Source organism: Pseudomonadales bacterium (assembly GCA_024234615.1).
Classification (GTDB): domain Bacteria; phylum Pseudomonadota; class Gammaproteobacteria; order Pseudomonadales; family IMCC2047; genus JAJFKB01.
In genome coordinates this window covers 1,370,078-1,389,512 of record JACKNY010000001.1, presented here as the reverse complement: position 1 = coordinate 1,389,512, position 19,435 = coordinate 1,370,078, and the positions used below count along the sequence as shown (strand labels likewise).

At 49.6% G+C, this 19,435-nt stretch carries 17 protein-coding genes; 11 read left to right on the top strand and 6 right to left on the bottom strand.

The features are described 5' to 3' along the window. Positions 1 to 2: 2 nt before the first annotated feature. The 7 genes from H6995_06385 to H6995_06355 all read left to right on the top strand — a co-directional run bounded on the left by H6995_06385 (position 3) and on the right by H6995_06355 (position 6,338). Positions 3 to 1,187, top strand: coding sequence for a thiolase family protein (locus H6995_06385; protein ID MCP5214614.1), 1,185 nt, complete (start codon positions 3 to 5; stop codon positions 1,185 to 1,187). Then, the gene (locus H6995_06380; protein MCP5214613.1) at positions 1,184 to 1,633 is read left to right on the top strand and encodes a hypothetical protein; all 450 of its coding nucleotides are present in this window, start codon (positions 1,184 to 1,186) and stop codon (positions 1,631 to 1,633) included. Before H6995_06385 ends, H6995_06380 begins: the two co-directional genes overlap by 4 nt. A 43-nt stretch (positions 1,634 to 1,676) precedes the next feature. Then, positions 1,677 to 2,405: an SDR family oxidoreductase gene (locus H6995_06375; GenBank protein ID MCP5214612.1), complete on the top strand. Its 729-nt coding sequence runs from the start codon at positions 1,677 to 1,679 to the stop codon at positions 2,403 to 2,405. Positions 2,406 to 2,451: 46 nt separating this feature from the next. Continuing rightward, positions 2,452 to 3,777 carry a Rieske 2Fe-2S domain-containing protein gene (locus H6995_06370; GenBank protein ID MCP5214611.1) on the top strand — a complete coding sequence of 442 codons (1,326 nt, stop codon included), beginning with the start codon at positions 2,452 to 2,454 and terminating at the stop codon, positions 3,775 to 3,777. Then, positions 3,778 to 4,275 (top strand): aromatic-ring-hydroxylating dioxygenase subunit beta, encoded by a 498-nt coding sequence (locus tag H6995_06365; protein MCP5214610.1) that lies wholly within the window; start codon positions 3,778 to 3,780, stop codon positions 4,273 to 4,275. A gap of 151 nt (positions 4,276 to 4,426) precedes the next feature. After that, positions 4,427 to 5,353, top strand: coding sequence for a hypothetical protein (locus H6995_06360; GenBank protein ID MCP5214609.1), 927 nt, complete (start codon positions 4,427 to 4,429; stop codon positions 5,351 to 5,353). Then, a complete protein-coding gene (locus H6995_06355) occupies positions 5,331 to 6,338 on the top strand; it encodes a U32 family peptidase (GenBank protein MCP5214608.1) in 1,008 nt (335 codons plus the stop codon). The genes H6995_06360 and H6995_06355 overlap by 23 nt, the downstream gene beginning before the upstream one ends. Here H6995_06355 and H6995_06350 read toward each other — a convergent pair. The 4 genes from H6995_06350 to H6995_06335 are packed head-to-tail and all read right to left on the bottom strand — an operon-like array spanning position 6,294 to position 10,817. Then, the gene (locus H6995_06350; protein MCP5214607.1) at positions 6,294 to 8,438 is read right to left on the bottom strand and encodes a TonB-dependent receptor; all 2,145 of its coding nucleotides are present in this window, start codon (positions 8,436 to 8,438) and stop codon (positions 6,294 to 6,296) included. The two genes, H6995_06355 and H6995_06350, sit on opposite strands and share 45 nt — an antisense overlap. Positions 8,439 to 8,479: 41 nt before the next feature. Then, complete coding sequence (locus tag H6995_06345) at positions 8,480 to 8,890, bottom strand: c-type cytochrome (GenBank protein ID MCP5214606.1); 411 nt, start codon at positions 8,888 to 8,890, stop codon at positions 8,480 to 8,482. Between the two features lie 14 nt (positions 8,891 to 8,904). Beyond that, complete coding sequence (locus H6995_06340) at positions 8,905 to 9,393, bottom strand: hypothetical protein (GenBank protein ID MCP5214605.1); 489 nt, start codon at positions 9,391 to 9,393, stop codon at positions 8,905 to 8,907. Further along, positions 9,390 to 10,817: an FAD-dependent oxidoreductase gene (locus H6995_06335; GenBank protein ID MCP5214604.1), complete on the bottom strand. Its 1,428-nt coding sequence runs from the start codon at positions 10,815 to 10,817 to the stop codon at positions 9,390 to 9,392. Before H6995_06335 ends, H6995_06340 begins: the two co-directional genes overlap by 4 nt. Positions 10,818 to 10,955: 138 nt before the next feature. Here H6995_06335 and H6995_06330 point away from each other — a divergent pair, with 138 nt between their 5' ends. Next, the gene (locus H6995_06330; GenBank protein MCP5214603.1) at positions 10,956 to 11,591 is read left to right on the top strand and encodes a TetR family transcriptional regulator; all 636 of its coding nucleotides are present in this window, start codon (positions 10,956 to 10,958) and stop codon (positions 11,589 to 11,591) included. A gap of 152 nt (positions 11,592 to 11,743) precedes the next feature. Here the strand turns inward: H6995_06330 and H6995_06325 are convergent, their stop codons facing one another. Then, the gene (locus tag H6995_06325) at positions 11,744 to 12,481 is read right to left on the bottom strand and encodes an enoyl-CoA hydratase (GenBank protein MCP5214602.1); all 738 of its coding nucleotides are present in this window, start codon (positions 12,479 to 12,481) and stop codon (positions 11,744 to 11,746) included. Positions 12,482 to 12,540: 59 nt separating this feature from the next. Further along, the gene (locus H6995_06320) at positions 12,541 to 15,144 is read right to left on the bottom strand and encodes a TonB-dependent receptor (GenBank protein MCP5214601.1); all 2,604 of its coding nucleotides are present in this window, start codon (positions 15,142 to 15,144) and stop codon (positions 12,541 to 12,543) included. Positions 15,145 to 15,437: 293 nt separating this feature from the next. Between H6995_06320 and H6995_06315 the strand changes: the two genes are divergently transcribed. Genes H6995_06315 through H6995_06305 form a run of 3 tightly spaced genes read left to right on the top strand, consistent with a single transcriptional unit; the run spans position 15,438 to position 19,403 of the window. Continuing rightward, positions 15,438 to 16,019 carry an RNA polymerase sigma factor gene (locus tag H6995_06315; protein ID MCP5214600.1) on the top strand — a complete coding sequence of 194 codons (582 nt, stop codon included), beginning with the start codon at positions 15,438 to 15,440 and terminating at the stop codon, positions 16,017 to 16,019. Then, positions 16,012 to 17,091 (top strand): FecR domain-containing protein, encoded by a 1,080-nt coding sequence (locus tag H6995_06310; GenBank protein ID MCP5214599.1) that lies wholly within the window; start codon positions 16,012 to 16,014, stop codon positions 17,089 to 17,091. The genes H6995_06315 and H6995_06310 overlap by 8 nt, the downstream gene beginning before the upstream one ends. Before the next feature lie 35 nt (positions 17,092 to 17,126). Then, complete coding sequence (locus H6995_06305) at positions 17,127 to 19,403, top strand: TonB-dependent receptor (protein MCP5214598.1); 2,277 nt, start codon at positions 17,127 to 17,129, stop codon at positions 19,401 to 19,403. The last annotated feature ends 32 nt before the right edge of the window (positions 19,404 to 19,435 follow it).

The following is a 19,435-nucleotide window of genomic DNA, read 5'->3' as shown; positions in this document are numbered from 1 at the left end:
CTATGAATAAGAACCAACCGCAATCTTACGCAGGCGTCGCTCTGGTCGCACCCACCAGTTTCGGTTATAGCCGTCAAAGTGAGCGTGGCGCGAATTGGTTTATCGGGCGTACCCTGGCGCAAATGTTAAGTGCCTCAGGCCTCGAAAAAACAGATATTGATGGCATGGCCATAACCAGCATTACCCTCACCCCTGATTCTGCCATCACCCTGACCCAACACTTTGGTATGACGTTACGTTGGCTGGATCAGATTTCACTCGGTGGCGCATCCGGTATTGCCGCCATGCAGCGCGGCGCTCGAGCGATACAAGCCGGTGACGCTGAAATTATCGCCTGCATTGGCGCAGACACCTCGATTAAAGGCGGTTTTGGCGAACTGATTAGCAACTTCAGTCGTTTTACTATGGATGCGTCCTATCCCTACGGAGCCGCAGGCCCCAATGCCGCTTTTTCACTGATCACGCAACGCTATATGGATCAATATGGCGCGACACGGGAAGACTTCGGGCGCATCGCTGTCTCTCAGCGTTATAACGCACAACATTATGCGCCTGCGCTACTGGGCCACAAACCGCTGAGCATGGCAGATTATCTTGCCGCCCGCCCGGTCGCAGGCCCATTACACCTGTTCGACTGCGTCATGCCCTGTGCGGGCGCTGAAGGCTTTCTGCTGATGAGTATCGAGCGAGCCAAATCATTGAATGTGCCTTACGCAACCATTGCCGCTATTGGCGAACTGCATAATGCCTTTCCAGATGATCCCGTGCAGATTCGCGGTGGCTGGGCTGCTTATCGCGACAACCTTTACAACAGTGCTCAAATAACACCTAGCGATATTGATCTGCTGGAAACCTATGATGATTACCCGGTTATCTCGATGTTGCAATTTGAAGGTTTAGGCTTTTGCCCAGAAGGAGAAGCCAGCCAGTTTGTTCGCGTAACACCACTGACTTTTGATGGCGACGGCTTACCGCATAACACCTCCGGTGGCCAACTTTCCGTTGGCCAAGCAGGTTTTGCTGGCGGTTATCTCGGCTTGGTCGAAGCCATTCGGCAACTCAACGGAGAGGCCGTGGATAATCCAGTTGAAAATGCTCGGCATGCGATGGTTAGCGGCTACGGCATGATCAACTATGATCGTGGCCTGTGTAGCGCCGCGGCCATTCTGAGGAGCGCCAACGCATGAATCAGCCTATCACCCCACCCAAACAGCGCACCGAACTGGGAGAAGCCCTCACCGCAGCGACTGTCGATGGCGAACTCGTACTTCAGCAATGCCAACAGTGCGACAGCGTGCAATACCCTCCCCGTGAGATTTGCCATCACTGTCTGAGCGACGAGCTTGCTTGGCAAAGTGTCGATCCCCGTGGAAAAATATTAGCAACGGTTGAGCTTCATCATAGTTATGAAGCATTTTTTAGTGCGCATTTACCCTGGGTCATTGCTTCGGTCCAGCTCAATTGCGGCCCGATAGTTTTTGCGCATATCGAAAAAAAGACATCCGCAACAGGAACGCCGGTAACTTTGTTTGCGCATACGGACCGCTCCGGGCAAAGCGTATTAATCGCCGCGACTGAACAGAACAGCAAACCGGATTATCCGGCTTTATTAACACGGCTGGTGCTCAACTAAAACCGGTTATGACATTCAACTTTTCAAGCAGGTGATGATAGATATGACAAACAAAACCGCTCTAGTAACCGGAGGCAGCACCGGTATTGGCCGAGCAATCTGTGCGCGCTTTCTAGAACAGGGTTATCAGGTAATCAACCTAGCACGACGTGCGCTGGAACTCGACCATGATCAACTGCACAATATATCGGTCGACCTTTCCGACATTGAGGCCACCAAGGCTGCCGCACAAGAGGCTGCCGAAAAATTCAATATCACCACGCTAGTACACAATGCCGGATTAATTCGTCCCGCACTATTGGAAGATGTCGCCATTGAAGATCTTGACTATTTAGCGCATATCCATATCGGTGCCGCGATCAGCCTGACCCAGGCGGTTTTGCCAGCGATGAAACAGGCTAAATTCGGACGCGTAATACTAATCACTTCACGTGCGGCGCTAGGATTAGAAACCAGAACCAATTATTCCGCCACCAAAGCCGGCATGATGGGGATGGCACGCACCTGGGCGCTGGAACTGGGCAAATACGGCATTACCGTCAACACCGTCGCCCCCGGCCCGATCGAAGCCACAGAAATGTTCCACAATGTGATCCCAGCAGGCGACCCTAAAATTCAGAAAATTGCCGACAGCATCCCGGTCAAACGGGTCGGCACTCCAGATGACGTCGCCAACGCCGTTAACTTCCTGGCCTCGCCCGATAGCGGTTTTATTACCGGACAAACGCTCATGGTTTGCGGCGGTGCAAGCCTTGGCGCCTTGTCACTTTAGGGTAAAAATAGCATTGAGTAGAGACGTTAGCAGAGGTATTAGCACCATGAAATACAGTAACCAAGCGTTAAGCCAATTGATCGAGCCAACTCGCGTACATCGCAAAGTCTATCTCGATCCAGACATCTTTGACTTGGAAATGGAGCGAATCTGGGGCAGCGCCTGGATTTATATCGGCCATGAAAGTCAGGTGAAAACGCCGGGCGAATACGCCACCGCGATCATCGGCAATAAAGTACCGGTAATTATGGTGCGCGATAAGGACGGCAAAGTGCATGTCCTTCACAATCGTTGCGGCCACAAGGGTGCCAAACTGGTCGATCAGGCCAGCGGTAAAGTCAGCGCCTTCCGCTGCTGTTATCATGGCTGGACCTATCGAATCGATGGCAAACTGGTCGGTGTTCCCAATATGCCCGGCTATGAAGGCACCGGCTTTAATAAAAACGATCCCCAGTACAGCATGCAAAAGGTCGCGCAATACGGCAGCTATCGCGGCTTTGTGTTTGCCACGCTCGATCCGAACGCGCCCGACCTGAATACCTGGATGGGTACTGGCATGGCCGAATGTATTGATAATATGTGTGACCGTTCTCCCGAAGGCGAAGTGGAAGTGGTCGGCAAGCCCATGCGCTATGAGCATGATTGCAACTGGAAAATGTTCACGGAAAACTTAAACGACGGCATGCATCCGATGGTGGTGCACCAGGGCGTTGTCGATGCGGCGTTACAGTACATGAAAACGGTACCGGAAGACTCCGCCGAACGCACTGAGGCCGAAATTATCCCGCCCTTTGGCGCATCCTACGAGCATTTTGAAAGCACTGACCTATTCGCCTACCCGTACGGCCATCATTACGACGGTGGCCGCACCAGCATCCATGCGGCCTACTCCGTACCTAAGGATTATGAAGAGTTAATGATCGCGGCCTATGGCGAGGAAAGAACGCGGGAAATACTTACCTTTAACAGCCACAACACCATGTACTACCCTTCCCTCACCACCAAAACGGCGGTGCAGAACATTCGGGTGGTGCGCCCTATTTCAGTCAATAAAACCATTATTGAAAGCTGGTCATTCCGCCTCAAGGGTGCCCCAGAAAGCATGTTGAAAAGAACTATTCTGTATTCGCGCCTGATCAACTCTTCCTTCGGCATGGTAGGCCCAGACGATTTAACTGCCTACCATCGCGTGCAGAACGGTCTCGAATCCAATGGCTCAGAGTGGGTGGAAATGCATCGTCATTTTGGCCGTGATGAAGACAAGGGCGACCACTTTCATGGTTTGCTGACCGGTGATCTTGATATTCGCACGCAGTATAAAGCCTGGAAAGAATACATGACCAAAGATCAACTCAGCCAGGAGGTGGCCTAGATGACTGCCGTGGTAACCTCAAACCATACCATTCGCGAAATCGAACAGCTACTGTATCAAGAAGCTTCTTGTTTGGATAAACCGGATTTAGATAGCTGGATTGAACTCTATACCAAAGACGGTACCTATTGGTTGCCGGCCACCGAGGATCAGGAGAGTCCGGATTTTGAACTGTCCCATATCTACGATGACCACGTCATGATGGAAATCCGCCGACGTAACTTCGTCCATCCACGGGCCGCATCCAAGGATTACAAAATTCGCTGTTCTCATATTATCAGCAATATCCAGATCACCGAGCTGAACGCTGACAGCGGCAATTGTACGGTAACCTCTAACTTCCACGCGCTGGTTAACTATATGGGTGAACAGCGCATGTACGGCGGCACCTATACCCACCAGCTCAGCAAAGACGATGGCCGTTATAAAATTCGCCACAAGCGGGTGGACTTAATTAATTGCGAAGAACCGCAAAAGTCCATGGTGATTTATTTGTAACCCAAGACGCTCCTCGCAACGAAACATGCTGATGCCGTAAATCAATTTTACGGCATCTTTTTTTACATTCAGACTCTGGATATTACTTTTTAGTACGGTTGTATGGTTTAATTTTAATCTCTCAGTTATCACCGGAGATTTTGTAAACCACATGCCTCAAACAAGATCCGAAGCGGACCATCATCACCCCCTTCTCTATCTATCACTAACCGACGCCAAAGCGATTGGTCCGTTAGACTGCCTCGAATCACTGAGCGCCGCTAACTGTCTGAACGCACTGCATGCCGACCTCTCCTGCTATCCCAACGACCTTTCCGAAAGACGCATCAACGGCATTCAATTTGGTAACGAATTTTGCGAGCGCCTATTGCCTACGCAAAGGGATGTCTCTCGAATAACAGATTGGTGCCAAAGCAGAAACTTGACCTTTAGCTTCGCCACCCCCATGCTGGCCGACAAAGGTATCGCGCAACTCGCCAAGCTGTTAGGACTATTGCCAGCACAATGCGAAGTGGTCTGCAACGATTTCGGCGTATTGCGCTTAGTCACCCAGGGGTTTCACGGGTTGCAGCCGGTTGCCGGACGCCAGCTATGCAAAATGATCAAGGACCCCCGCTTGCCATCCGCAGATTGGGCGAAGGCGATACCACCCGGATTACAATCATCTTTGTTCGTGCGCATGCTGCATCGTTTTAATATTTCCAGCCTGGAAACCGACGTGCGCCCCTTTGCCGATACGACAGACTTTGAACCCAATGGGCTGGATCTATCGGTGCATATCCCTTTTGGCTATACCCTAAAAGGTCGTATTTGCCGACCCGGTTCACTGCACCTGTCTAAGCAAAAAAAGTTTACCCCAGGGCACAGTTGTCAAAAGGAATGCCTAAGCTATTTCGGCAAAATGGAGCGCACTGGAAAGCAGAGCCCACACGAGCTTAAAGCCTTTACGCGCGGCAACAGCATTTTCTACCATTACGCCGATGAACAGCAGCGCGTGCTAAAGCACGCCATTAACAAGGGCTGGGTAAAGCGTTTGATTCTCGCGGGAGACTGGCATGAAAATCGTCGCTCCCATTAGCCACATTGACGAGCTTGAGCCGGTGCTCGACGTCGGCGCCGATGAGATTTATTTTGGCATGGTGCCAGAAGAATGGGTGAGCCAGTTTGGTATTTCCAGTATTAGCCGCCGCATGTTTGGCAATATCACTTGCTATCAAGACATGCGACGGATTATCGAAACCACAGGGCAAGCAGGTAAACAGGCCATGCTGGTACTCAATGCACAGCATTATACGCAAGCACAAGCGCAATGCCTGATTCAGCTCGCCGAGCGCTTCTCCGCAGCGGGAGGACATGCCATTATCATTGCTGACGCTGCCTTATTATTTGAACTATCCACCCTGAATCTCAATGCCCGTTTGCACCTAAGCTCGATCGCCGCCTGTCGAAATACCGAGGCCACCAAACTCTTCGAGAGTATTGGCGCAGACCGTATTATCTTTCCTCGCTACATGACATTAGCCGAAATCAAAGCCATGACACAGTCGTTGCCGAACCTGGAGTTCGAAGCCTTCGTGCTTAACGACGGTTGCATTTATGAAGAAGGCGTTTGTCATACCATCCATTTGCCTAAGCAATATGGCGGCCCCATCTGCATGGATAATTACCGTTACAGCTACTACCGCACCGATGGCAGTGACATCGCCCCAGACGAGCAAAGCTTACTGCTCCAAAATGAAAAAGACTACGCTGAATGGACCTGGTATAAATTCAGCTGTGGCTTTAGCACTTCCAAACAAGGCTACACTTTCGGTCCCTGTGGGCTCTGCGCCATTGACGACTTCATGCGCGCAGGTCTAACCGCAATTAAAATCGCCGGCCGCGAAGCACCGCTGGAGCGAAAAATCAAAAGTATTGAGTTAGTTAAATCCGTGCGTGACAAAATTAAGCGCGGCGCAACGAAAAGCGACATACTCAACTACGCCACTCAGGTGAGAACGAGGCCGGATTTATGCGAGTCAGGCTATATGTGCTATTACCCGGAGGTATTGCAGATAACTTAAAAAGCCCCCAGGCTCCACAAGTGGTGTCTGGGGGCAAAGGGACGCTGGCATTAGAAAGAATAACTGAAATTCATTCCATACCGTGTAGGCATCTTCTGCGGAAATGGCAGAGTTGGTGGCCTCAATAAACTGATCATCGTTCCAGACACCATCCAACTGAGCCGCTACTTTACCGCTGCCCATTTCCCACTCATAGCGGGCGAGAAAGTTAAAACTCAACTCAGGCGCATTAGGAAATTCAGCTTTCGCGGTGCCGCCGAATACATCTGGCACAGCATCCACTTCGGAATCCAGAAATGACAGCCCAACCAGCAAATCAAGGTTCTCTGTCGGACTTATAGTCAGCTCGATTTCACCGCCATGGGCCGAAGCATCCGAGTTGGCTACCTGAGGTGTTAAGCCAATGAGTGAAAAGGCCTGATAATCCTTATAGTCATAGTAGAAAATCCCGACATTTAAACGGGCCCAATCGTTGAGATCCGTCTTAATACCCAACTCATAGGAGTAGAGCACCTCTTCATCATGCTTTAAATTCGCCGGGTCAATAGCAGCTACGGTACCCAGTGGATCAATCGACCAGTTCCCACCCTTAATACCTCTATTGATCGAGCCGTAAATCAGAGCACCCTGTTCCGTAGTGTAGTTAAGCTGCATTCTGGCGGCATAATCCTCATAGTCAATTTGATCAATTCCGGAAATTCCAACCTGCGAAATATCAAAGGTCTGGAATCTCGCTATACCAGCGCCTGGCTCCTCGTAAAACTGGGTGAAATCAATACTTTTATCGTCATCAGAGTAACGCACTCCGGCAATGAAGGTTAGCTGGTCGGAGAGATCAAACTCCACCTGACCGAATACCGACCAGTTTTTCGCATCAACACTGGATATTGTTTCCGCAAACGCGGTATCCGTGGTCGCCCCCGCTCCCTCTAAAATAGCGACTCCAGAGACACTTTGATTGGTGTCCGTTGACATATCAAGATAATAGACTCCGGTTTGCCAGCGTATACCGTCGTTTTCACCTGAGAGCCTCAACTCCTGCGAGAAGCTATCGAACTCCGTTGGCACAACATAGGGGAAAAAGAATAACCCACCCCCTGCGTCCTCAACATATTGCTTTTCCATATCCAAATAATTGGTGATGGAAACAAACTCGTTGCCATTAGCAAGATCCCAGGTAAGGGTCGCCGTGATATTGGTAGACTCGCGATCAAAACTCCCTTCCAGGGAGGAAGCATGTTCAAGCTCATCACTCAGTCTGCCGGGTGCCGGGACGCCTAAACCAGTGCCCGGATCAAATCCGGCAAAATTGATGGAGTAGGTGCCCGATGGAACATCGTCATCCTCCGACCGAGTCACCCGCAGGTCCGCCAGTAAATTGTCCGAAAGATCAACCTGCAATGCCCCCCTGACGGTATAGCCATCCGCACCGTGGGCATCGCGGATTCCTGGTGTTTGCGATTCCATATAACCGTCGTTTTCCAACCAGCGGGCGGCCAAGCGACCACGCACCTTTTCGCCCAGAGCGCCCCCGATCGCTCCCTCTATCGCACGCATATCGAAATCACCCGCCGACAACTCAAGATATCCGTTGATTTCAGACTCCTCAGCGCCACGAGTAATATAATGCACTAGGCCGCCGGTAGTATTTCTGCCGAACAGCGTCCCCTGTGGACCCCGCAGTACCTCTACACGACCCACATCAAACAGTTGTCCATTGATGGCATTCATGCTCGGCACGTAAGCGCCATCTACATAAACCGCCACCGGCGCTTCCAGATTATCCTGAAAGTTATTCTGCGAAATGCCACGCAAGTTGATAATAGTGAAGGCTGAGGTGAAGGTTTGTAGCTGCATACCCGGGATCTGCTGTGTTATTTCGGTAGTGTTGGTCACACCCAAATCTTTAAGCTGATCACCGCTAAAAGCAGTAACAGAAATACCCACGTCCTGAAGATTCTGCTCTCGCTTTTGCGCAGTTACTATTACCTCTTCCAGCACCGCAGCGTTGGCTAAACCGCTAATGGAGCTGGCAGTAATTGCCACCGCCAATAGACATTTCCTAAAATATTTTCGATTTTGTAATATCTCTCTTTTCATGACTTATCCCCCTCTATCCTAATTAAGATTATCGCTCTATATCAATCCGCACCCTGCGCCAGATAACAAATAACAGCTGCTCTTTGATGCGGTTTGGCTAAGCCCCCGAACGCCATGGTGGTTCCGGGAATAGCCGCCATCGGTTGTTGCAAAAAACTATCCAGCTCCGATTCCGTCCAAAGACGCTGAAACGCTTGCATCGCTTCCGAGTAGGGAAACCCACTGGAACTGCCCGACGGTTTACCAATTATTGAATTTAAATTTGGTCCTGCTCCGTGTCTGCCCGATGCATCGAAGGTATGGCAGGCGGCGCATTTAGTGAAAATTTTTGCTCCCAAGGCCAAATCACATGGCTCGGCTGCTTCAGCCCGTGCGGCACCACCAGCAATAGTGGCGCTACATCCCAGTATCACCAGAGCAACCGCCAGGACTTCAAGAAATGGAAATTTCATCACCATTTACCCCACTATTTTTTTAATCCCGGCGCAGAAACAAACCCCTTACCTTCATCTACACCCAGAAATATTTCCGGTGATGGTGCCGGTAGATACTCAAAATGACTGACAATCTCTCCGCTCGCCCCAACCCATTTCCCGGTACCGCCATTGATTTTGTAGTGATTGGATTCTCCCTCAGTGTGAAGGCTCACGTGCAGCCTATCCTTGTCCGCATCGGCCCAACTACAGCGTCCAATCCCGGAGGTCGTCTGTGCTGTGCCCACTTCATCAAAACCCAGACAGTCGATAGAGAACTTCCATTCATTGCCCTTCCCGTCCCGTAGTTTGGTGGCCCCTAGCACGCTGTAGATAAAAGCACTCTGCTCTGCACCGGTACTGATCATTCTTTCCGTCACGGCATGAAAAGCGCCTGTTAACGTAACAGTTATTTTTTCCGCAGCGGCTACCGAACCACTGAGGCTAATCATTGTGATTAAGATCGAAGTTATTGCTTTCATACTTTAATTCCTTTGGTAATAATCTTTTCAGAAACTAGTTGCGCGGCCCGTGCGCCGCTTTCGATGGCGCCGTCGATAAAACCACGCCACCCATTGGCTATATCGGATCCGGCAAAATAGATATTTTGTTCAGGTCTTTGCAGCTCCTTGAGCGCACCGGTAAGCATTCCGGGCGGATACATACACCAAGTACCTTTTGAGTAAGGATCCAGATTCCAGTCGTAGCTAAAAGACTCGATTAATTCTGCCTGCGGCTGAAACAGGTGTATGGCTTTTTGAATCTCCTCGTCATCGTTAACATCCAGAAACTCCGGCGACGCGTTGAAACCCACCATAATCTGACTGTCCTTGTCATCGTATTCGGTCCAGTAGAAGTTAAGCGGCATATCCTCGGTGCCCTGACCGAACATGATGGGATGCTTACCCTTGATACGCATATAGAGCTTACTGCCAGAGCCGGTATGACCCTGTTGGCTGGCGTTGACCTTGATGCTTGAAAGTGCTGGTTTAAAGTTGATCTTGCCGATGAGGTTTAGCGGTAAGGCAAAAATAGCTGTTTTGGCCCGATATAGATTCCCACGTGCAGTTGCGATTTCGACAATGCCATTTTTCTGAACCACGGATTTAACCGCCTCACCCAGCTTAAGTTCAGCTTCACTATCGGATTGCATTTTTTCAAGCAGAACCCGAGTACCTCCGGCAAGGCGGTAATACCCCAGATTTGACCACATAAACGCCTGATTAAACCCCCCCAGAGCGATCCATCTAAGCTGGTCGAGATAACTACTGTGAGTGGAGATCGAATGTCCGTTAATAGCCGCAAAACTTTTCACCAAATCCTTTTCTGCATCACTTAGGTCCAGGCTGTCAATCGCCTGTGCTGCTGAGATTTTATCCAGCTCCTGGAATTTTTTATTGCTTGAAGCAAACAGCGGGTCATAAGGCCGTGGGAACATCTCTCTGGCTGGCGCATAGAATTTCGCGTTGGCTCGTTCCGAAAACGGGCCAAACTCATCCGCACCACCCTCGTTACGTTGATTTTTAGAAAACCAAACGTATTTTTCTGCAATAGTCGATGCGCTCTCCTTTATCGGCAAGTTATAACGCATCCGCTCAGCCCAAATATGCGGCTGGCCCCAGCCAAACCAGGTGCCACCTACATCAATATCATGGCCAGCAAACTTTGTAGTAAATGTGCGGCCCCCTAATCTCGGGCGCGCTTCCAGTAGAAGCGTATTTAACCCTTTTTGGCTCGCATCTCTGGCAGCGGTAACACCGGCAAACCCTCCTCCAATCACGATGGTATCGAATATTCCATCCCTTTCCGGGACTAAACCTTCAACCGTTTGCGACATGCCTGTGGTAATTGCCGATATACCGGCCGCTCCGGTAATCGCATTTATTATGAAGTCACGCCGTTTCATTCTTCCTCCCAAAAATATGTTTGGTCGTATGACTAAACATTATTTGCCCGCACAAATAAAATGTCAAGATTTTTTTAGTCGCTTAACCAAAGAGATTGATTTGTGTATAATCCTCGAATTGAAAAAAACGGAGCAACGATGACAAAACTTTCTGAAAAAAATAGCCGTCATACAAGGTTAGGGACTGCGCAACGGGATGGCGGAAAAGCCACGGCTATGAAGCTGATTAAAACCGCGCACGAGATGCTTATGAAAGGTGCTTACGCCGATTTCACTATGCGAAACATCGCAAAAACTGCCGACGTTCGCTTAGCCAACCTACAGTATTACTTCCCTAAAAAGGAAGATCTGATTCTTGCCTTAATGCACTATGTGGGGGAGCTTTATGATAATCATTATATAAAGCGCTTAAAAAAGGCTGGCGATAATCCCCTTGAGCGTTTTGAGGCGGCAATAGAATTTAATTTGGATGATATTTATTGTCTTAAAACTCGTCATTTTTTTATCCAGTTCTGGCCGCTCATCGCTATTGTCGATAATTACTCCGGCAAACTGTTGAGCGAATTTTATATCCCACAATTGCGCCAGTTTGAAGAGCTGGTAAAAGAACTTGACGCCAACGCCGAAGATAACGAAGTTCAGCGGCGGGCAAATATGATTATCGCGCTGATTGAGGGCCTGATGGTTGTTGCCTCACCCCCAGGGAAAAAAGAACAAATCACTTTCCGAAAAAATGTGCTGCAGCAATGTTTGTCTATTGCTCGGGGTATTTAATCTTTATGGGTTTATTTCCACCACCTAGCTGCTAAATATCTCGCTACGCCATTCAGATCTGAGCAAGGCCAGACTTATACGAATCGGGTTATATGTGCTACTACCCGGAAGTCATAAATTAACCGCCAGCAGGTACGCTGATCCGGTTATTGTTACCCTTTAGAAAAAAAGGCCGTCATTATTCGGCGCGATTCTTCAGAATTAAGCAAGGATATGAACTGTTCATTTTCATTACTAATAGCTTGCGCAACTAATGGCTCCTGATGTTTTCGAATCAGTGCTTTGGTAGAGAGGATAGCAGCCAGCGGTTTCGCTGCTATTTCTTCAGCAAGCGCTCTGCCAACACCAAGGTATTCTTGTGCGGTGCAAACACGGTTGATTAGCCCCAACTCACCGGCTTTTGCCGCATTAATCCGCGCACCAAGCAACAAAAGCTCAGAAGCACGGCAATGCCCCAACATCCGCGGCAACAGATAAGAAGCACCCGCTTCGGGGCATAGGCCAAGATCCGTAAAGGGCATCATAAAGTAAGCATCTTCCGCCGCCACCACCAAATCGCAATGTAACAACATGGTCGTGCCCACCCCGACCGCAGGGCCGTTCACCGCTGCCACAATTGGCTTTTTAACCTGGCTAATGCACTTTACAAAATCCGCCGCCGCTTGTGCGCCGGTTTCGAGAAAATCCTTTAGGTCGTTGCCCGCACAAAAACATTCCTGCGTACCACACAGGAAAATACAATGAACATGATCATCGGCGTCGGCTTTTTTGAAAGCCTGAATCAAGCCCCGATACATCGCCTCAGTCAGCGCGTTTTTTTTAGCCGACCGGTTGATCTGTATCGTGAATATTTTTTCATCCTGTTCCACCATCAGATCATTTAAATGCATCACCTATCTCCAAACCACTTCTATTTCGAGTCAATAAAAAAGTAATTTTACGTTTATCACTAAAACCGTATTAAGCCTTGTACGGAAAACGCTCGCGGTGACTCAACCAAACGAAAATAGCTGCCTTCGCTAAATACACCCGACAGATCATTCGAAAAGTTGCTAGTGATTTCATCAGTCAAATTTCTGAGCACTGCCGAAATTTCCCAATCCCGGCGATCATTGGTCAGCGTGAAACGGGCATTTATTTTGGCGTATTCCTTTTGGAAGGTATAGGGGTCAAGGTCAAGCGCCAAGGCAACCTTATCGGAATAGTAAGCTTCAAAAGTACTGATTAATGCTAAACGATCCGACAGCTGCATAATATATTCTGCGCTAGTGAAAACAGCCCATTCCGGCGCATATTGCAGGCGTTTATCACTGAGGTCCTGAATACCGGTGGTTGGCGTCAGCAACCGACAGTCTGGCGAAGAAGTACGTACCTGTTCATCACTACATGGTGCGTTTGCAAAATCATTATAACGGGCATCCAAATAAGCCATGGACCAGGAAAAATTTAAATTTTTAGACGGACGCCAGCGCCCGTCAAATTCAATCCTCTGGGTAATGGCCGAAGCTGCGTTCCCTACACTGAAGGTTATATTATCCTGTACTGAACTCACTTGGATGTTGTCGAATTCGTTACGAAAGATAGCAAAGTTCATCTGCGAGGAGCCACCGCCAAATACCCATTTTGAGCCCAGCTCATAAGCCACGACCTGCTCTTTGTTAAACTGAAAATTCTGCTCGGCTGCCGACTGCTCTGCGACCAACTGATGATCGAACCCTCCGCCTTTAAAACCTTTGCGAATACTAGCGTATAACATCATCTCATCAGTAGGATGCCATTGCAGTGTCAACGAGGGTGACAGGTCATCTTCCCTGCGATCTTGCGCAACATCATGCCCTCCAGCAGCGGGACCGGATGCGATGGCGGTAGGATTGCGCGTATAAAGCGCCGCCGCGAATTGTTTCGACCGGGCGTCTTCCTCTTCCAGCGTATAACGAGCACCGACGGTAGCCGACAGTGCAGCGCTTAACTGCCAAGTGATCTGCCCAAAGACGGCATAGCTATCACCTTCCTGCCGGGTCGCGATAACCCGTGTCGCCCTATTTTCCAGCGGTTGGTCGGTGAAATGAACATCCAAACCACTGGTTTGGTCGGTATGGATAAAATAAAAACCCAGGATGTAATCCAACTGACTGTTTTTATCCGAGCTGATTCTCAGTTCCTGCGTCCACTGCGACCATTCTTCCAGCGCATCGAGGTTACCTAGTTCAAGAGGAAGCAGGTCACTGATCACTTGATCGTTAACCTTGTAGTTGGCGTAGCCGGTTAACGACGTCAATGTGCTTTGACTGAATTCACGGTTCAAGGTCAGCCCAAAGGTATCGAAGTCGGTATTGAAATCCTGAAAGTCACCCACGCCATTGCGTACTCCAACCGCCGAGCGCTTCAGATTGACACGACAGTCTTCCGGCAAGTCATTTTGCGCGATAAAATCCAGCAGTCGTTGTCCGCAACGGGATATTTCACGCGCCCTCCCCTCGCGATTCAAATCGCCCTTTTGATATCTTAGTGTCGCATTGAACGGAGCATCCGGATGCCAGGTTGCCGTCAAACGCCCGGTAATATCACCCATGGCCTGGCTGTCTTTACCAGTAACACTGTTGTGCGTCCAGCCATCATGCTGATCGATTCTAAGCGCCAGCCGCGCCGCGAGCGTTTCAGATAACGGGCCGGATAGCGCACCCTCCATCGTATAGCCTTGATCGGCTTCAAATTCATAGTTAGCCGAAACCCAGCCTTCAAAATGATCGGTGGGGATTTTAGAGGTGATATTGATTGCTCCGGCAGTGGTGTTTTTGCCAATTAAAGCCCCCTGCGGTCCTTTCAGTATTTCCACCCGTTCAACATCAAGAAAAGCAGCGCGACCGAAACGGCTGCGACCGTAGTAAAAATCATCAATCACTTGGCCCACCGCATTTTCAAAACCGAAATTGACACCCGAGCCCAAGCCACGAATAAATAGCTGGTCGTTCGCCGCTACCGCTTCGCTATAATGGAAGCCAGGCATCAGTGGCGCTAAGGATTCAAGACGATTAATGCCGGCCACTTGCAGATCCTCTCCTTGCGCCAGCAAAATAGAAATTGGTACGTCCTGTAATCGCTCTTCACGCTTTTGTGCCGTAACAATAAATTCCTCGATAAAATACTGGCCTTCAGGTTCCGGCCCAGCCTCAGGTAACGCAACAGACTCCGTGTTTGCCACTGCTTTAGCCGTTTGTTCTCTAATGACCACAATCAAGCCATTGAAAACAAACTCCAGGTTGGTATTTTCTATCAGTAAGGCTAAGGCTTCCCGGGCCAAAAAACGACCTTTAACGGCCGGGCTTATATGTTCAGGTATCGCTTCAGGAGAGTACATCAGCTGTAGATCAGCCTGTTTAGCAAACTGTTGCAACGCCGTGCTAAAAGATTGGCGGTCGATGTCAAAATCCAGTATTGCTTCCGCTAAGACTCGTGGCGGCGCTGTCGCCAATAGTAGCAGCAAGAGACCTTTGATGATTAATAACCATGCAGAATCAAGTACGGTGCGGACGCAATGAAGAAAGCGTAACATAGCTAATGGAGAGCCATATCGGTAAGCGCTAGATCTCACACCGAGATAAGAATGCAGAAAACTAACCAAAAGGTTCATTACAGCACTTTTTCTTGCATTAATCGTTGACATAGCGCTCTGTAGCAGACCCTCACGGTTTTATGTATCAGCGTTTGGCAATGGATAAAAATCTTTTCACTACAATAACATTTTTTCATTTTGTCGCAAAAAGCTGTCGGGGTTTTGCCTGCACCACGTTATTCCTATTGAGCGTGAGATAAAACCTAACTCACAGACAGGTTATAAAAGGCAATATGCAAAAAGCCAAATTGAAGCTCGTCAAAATAGTTGCCAACCGTTCGCAAAGCTTTGAACAAAAGAGCCGCGACGAGCATGCCTATTTAGAGTCGCTGTTCGGCAAATATCGGATGGCACTGAGACGCTACTTGGCCAAGTTGATGCGCAACGAGGAAGATGCTGCCGATTTGCTGCAGGAAACCTATCTAAAGCTCATTGAACAGGACAGTCTGGATCATCTCGAGGCAAACGCCAGAGCTTACCTGTTTCGTGTCGCGACCAATCTGGTGCGCGACAAAGCACGCAAGGATAAGGTCCGGGCCAAAGATCAGCATATATCCACAGAAAATACGGAATTGGAGAGTCAGCGGGCATCCCCATGCCAGCAGGCAGAATGGGATCAGGCGCTGATGAAGGTTAACAAGGCAATACTCCGGTTAAAACCACGCTGTCAGGAGATTTTTATTCTGCACCGTTACCGGGGTATGAGTTATCCGGAAATTGCCAAAGTAATGAGAACCACCACGAGAACCATAGAAAGAGAAATGAGCGTCGCAATAGCACAGCTTAAAGCCAGTTTGGATGAAAGCAATGAGTAACAACACAGAGAACAGTAAAAAAAGGAATACCGCCGTACAACCCTCGGCCGATACCGACTGGTTCGTCAAGCTTAAAAAGGACTCGTTAAACGACGACACGAATGATGAGTTTTTGGCCTGGCTCCAGCAGAACCCGGAAAACGAACTGGAATACGAGCGCTGTGAATTAGCTTGGGAACTCGCAGGGGAACTCGAAAACGAGCCTGCGGTTGCAGCTTTGATCAGCCGTTGTGACGAGCAGATTGCACAAGCTCAGCGTCAGGCTGAGACTGGCTTCTTCGTAGTATTGGCACAACGCTTACGCGGCCTATTTACCGCTCGCCCTATCTTCACAGCCGGCGCGATCGCATTTGCTTGTATCACGGTGATATCTACTCTGTTGTTATTTTTGCCGAAAACCTATGAAACCGGCATTGGTGAGCAGCGTTTAGTAACACTCCCGGATGGCTCCAGCATTATATTAAATACGAATACTGAGTTGGCTGTCAGCTTTAACAGTGATCATCGTGAAATAGCCCTCAAACGCGGCGAAGCCCTCTTCGAAGTTGCACATGATCCGAATCGACCTTTTGAAGTATTCGCTGCAAACGGGCTGGCACGCGCCGTAGGCACACGCTTTAACGTGGCGCTTGAGCAAAATCTAGTGACGGTTTCAGTGCTTGAGGGCAAAGTGGAAGTGCGTACTGATCTTCAGAAACCAACCCCCTTACCCGAAGGTGTTACTCACTTAGAGCAACAGCGAAATTCCGCCTTGCTGATAAAGGGTCAGGCCGTCAACTATTGGGATCAGGGCGCGATGGCTGAACCGCAGCCTGCACAGCTTAAACGCATTGAGGCCTGGCAGCAGGGAAAACTTGAATTCGATGCCAGCTCTCTGGTTGAAGTGATCAAAGAGCACAATCGCTATTCGCTCAACAAAATCGTCATCAGTAATGATCAACTGGAAAATATACAGATCAGCGGCATTTTTAATGCTGGCGATACTGAAGCGCTGTTATTTGCGCTCCATGAAACATTCGGGATCAACGCATTGCATCGCAATAACTTGATCCTGCTTGTACCCAAAAGCTAACAAAATCGTTTCAAAGTCCGAACAGGGAGGACAACATGCACTACTTTACTAAGAAAAAAACCAGCATACTGGCCGCTTCGATTATCGCTGCTGTCTATACCAATACACCGCTTGCCGCGGAAAAAAGCCGCGCGCTAGAAGAGGTTGTCGTCACAGCACAAAAGCGGGAGCAAAATTTGCAAGATGTTCCTGTGGCCATACAGGCCGTATTGGGCGAAGAAATGCGCACCAGTGGTATTGAGAAGATGGAAACACTGGCCCCGACAGTTCCTGCGCTGCATGTATCAGAGGCATTCGGCGGCGACCAAATCTTTCTGCGCGGTTTGGGACCAGGCGTCAACTTCGGTTTTGAACAGGCTGTCGGTCAGGTAGTGGACGGTTTCTTTTATGGCCGTAGCCGCTTTAGCCGCTTGCAGTTTCTGGATTTGGAACGCGTCGAGGTGCTGAAAGGCCCCCAGGGCGCCATCATCGGCAAGAACACCACGGCCGGGGCAATCAACATTACCACCGCAAAACCAACTGCAGAACTGGAGGGTTGGATCACGTTGGCGGAAGAGTTTGACGGCGCCGAAGGTGAGAGTTATGAAGGCGCTATCTCCGGCCCACTCAGCGATAAACTGATGGCCCGACTGGCTTTGCGTTTCGAGGATAAAGACGGCTTTCTCGAAAATAAAGTAACCGGGAGTGACGACCAAAGCCGAGACGATCTCGCCGGACGCTTGAGCGTCCTGTTCGAGCCTAACGATAGGTTTAGTGCCCTGGTTCAGTACGGCTTCAGCGATATCGAGCGCGAAGGCCGTAATATCCAGCCAATTCATTGTACTGCTCAAATGATCGGTGTGTTGGCGGCAAATGGTATCCAGGAAGACTGTAAATTGAATGATACCCGCAGCACCACGGACCAGCGCAACGGTGTCGGCGGATTCGAATTCCAGGATACCGAAGCCAGCACTTATGGTCTGACCCTTGAGTGGGAATTTGAAAACGTAACCTTCACCTCACTCACCGGTTACGCCGAGTATGAATACGTTGATGCGGGTAATGCGACCTATACGGGTATTGAAAATTTTCAGATTGATATTGAAGAGGACTACGAGCAATTCAGTCAGGAATTTCGCGTTGCTTCAAACGGCGACAGCAATATCGATTATATTCTAGGTCTGTTTTATCAGGATCATGAACTCACCTCAGATTTCGACCTGAATGTCGGCACCCTAGGCCCAAACACCATCAACCGGAACCGCCGCATACTGACCGAGCAAGACGGTGAAACGCTGGCCGCGTTCGGGCAGATGACCTGGCATCTTAACGAGCAATGGGATATCACGCTGGAGGGCCGTTATACTAAAGAGGAAAAAGATGGCTCCTCCCTGGGCTTCCCGGCAGCTCTGTTCGGCAAAGTTCAGGTTCCAGGGCCGGGTTCTGGTGGGCCCACTGGCGTATTCAACGTGCATGACGTCAAAGGTGATCGCTCAGAAAGTGATTTCTCGCCAGGTTTGGTACTGCAATGGCGACCAACCGACAACGCCATGTATTACGTCTCACTCAAAAAAGGATTTAAGGGCGGCGGCTTCGACCATCAGCTCGTGGCGAATCAGGCAGATGCCGCTGACGGACGCTTCGATTTTGAAGAAGAGGAAGTGGTTTCGGTCGAGTTGGGTGGCAAGCTAGACCTTGCCGATGGTGCGGCCAGGCTGAATTTTTCAATCTTCCGCAATGAATATGATGATCTTCAGGTCAGCACCCTGATTGGCCCAGCGACTTTTTCTGTTGGCAACGCGGCATCAGCGATCACCCAGGGCGCCGAGGCTGATTTTCAATGGCGTGTAACTGAGGCATTGACTGTTTCTGCCACGGTGGCGTTGCTGGATGCGGAATACGATGAGTTCGATCAAGCCCCCTGTAGTCAATTCCAAGTGGCCAACGCATTATGCGCCAGTGGATTTCAGGATCTTAGTAACCAACCATTACAGTATGCACCGGATTATTCCTATAACGTCACAGCGGAATATGTGTGGCCACTCAGCGACCAACTGGAGTTGATCGGTTTTGTCCGGATCTATGGCGAAGATGAAAAGGAATTGGCTTTGGATCTGGATCCGATAGACGTGCAGGACAGCTTTACCAAGGTGGATGCGCGCATTACGTTAGCGAATGCGGAAGGTCGCTGGCAGGTCTCTCTGATCGGCCGCAATCTGGGTGATGAAATAACCATGGGCTTCGCCAACGACATTAACTTTTTCAACGGCAGCCATTTCGGGATAACGGAAGCACCAAGAAGTATGATTCTACAGGGAACCTTCCGCTTCTAAACAGGCCAAGTCCCGCGTTATCACAGCGCGGG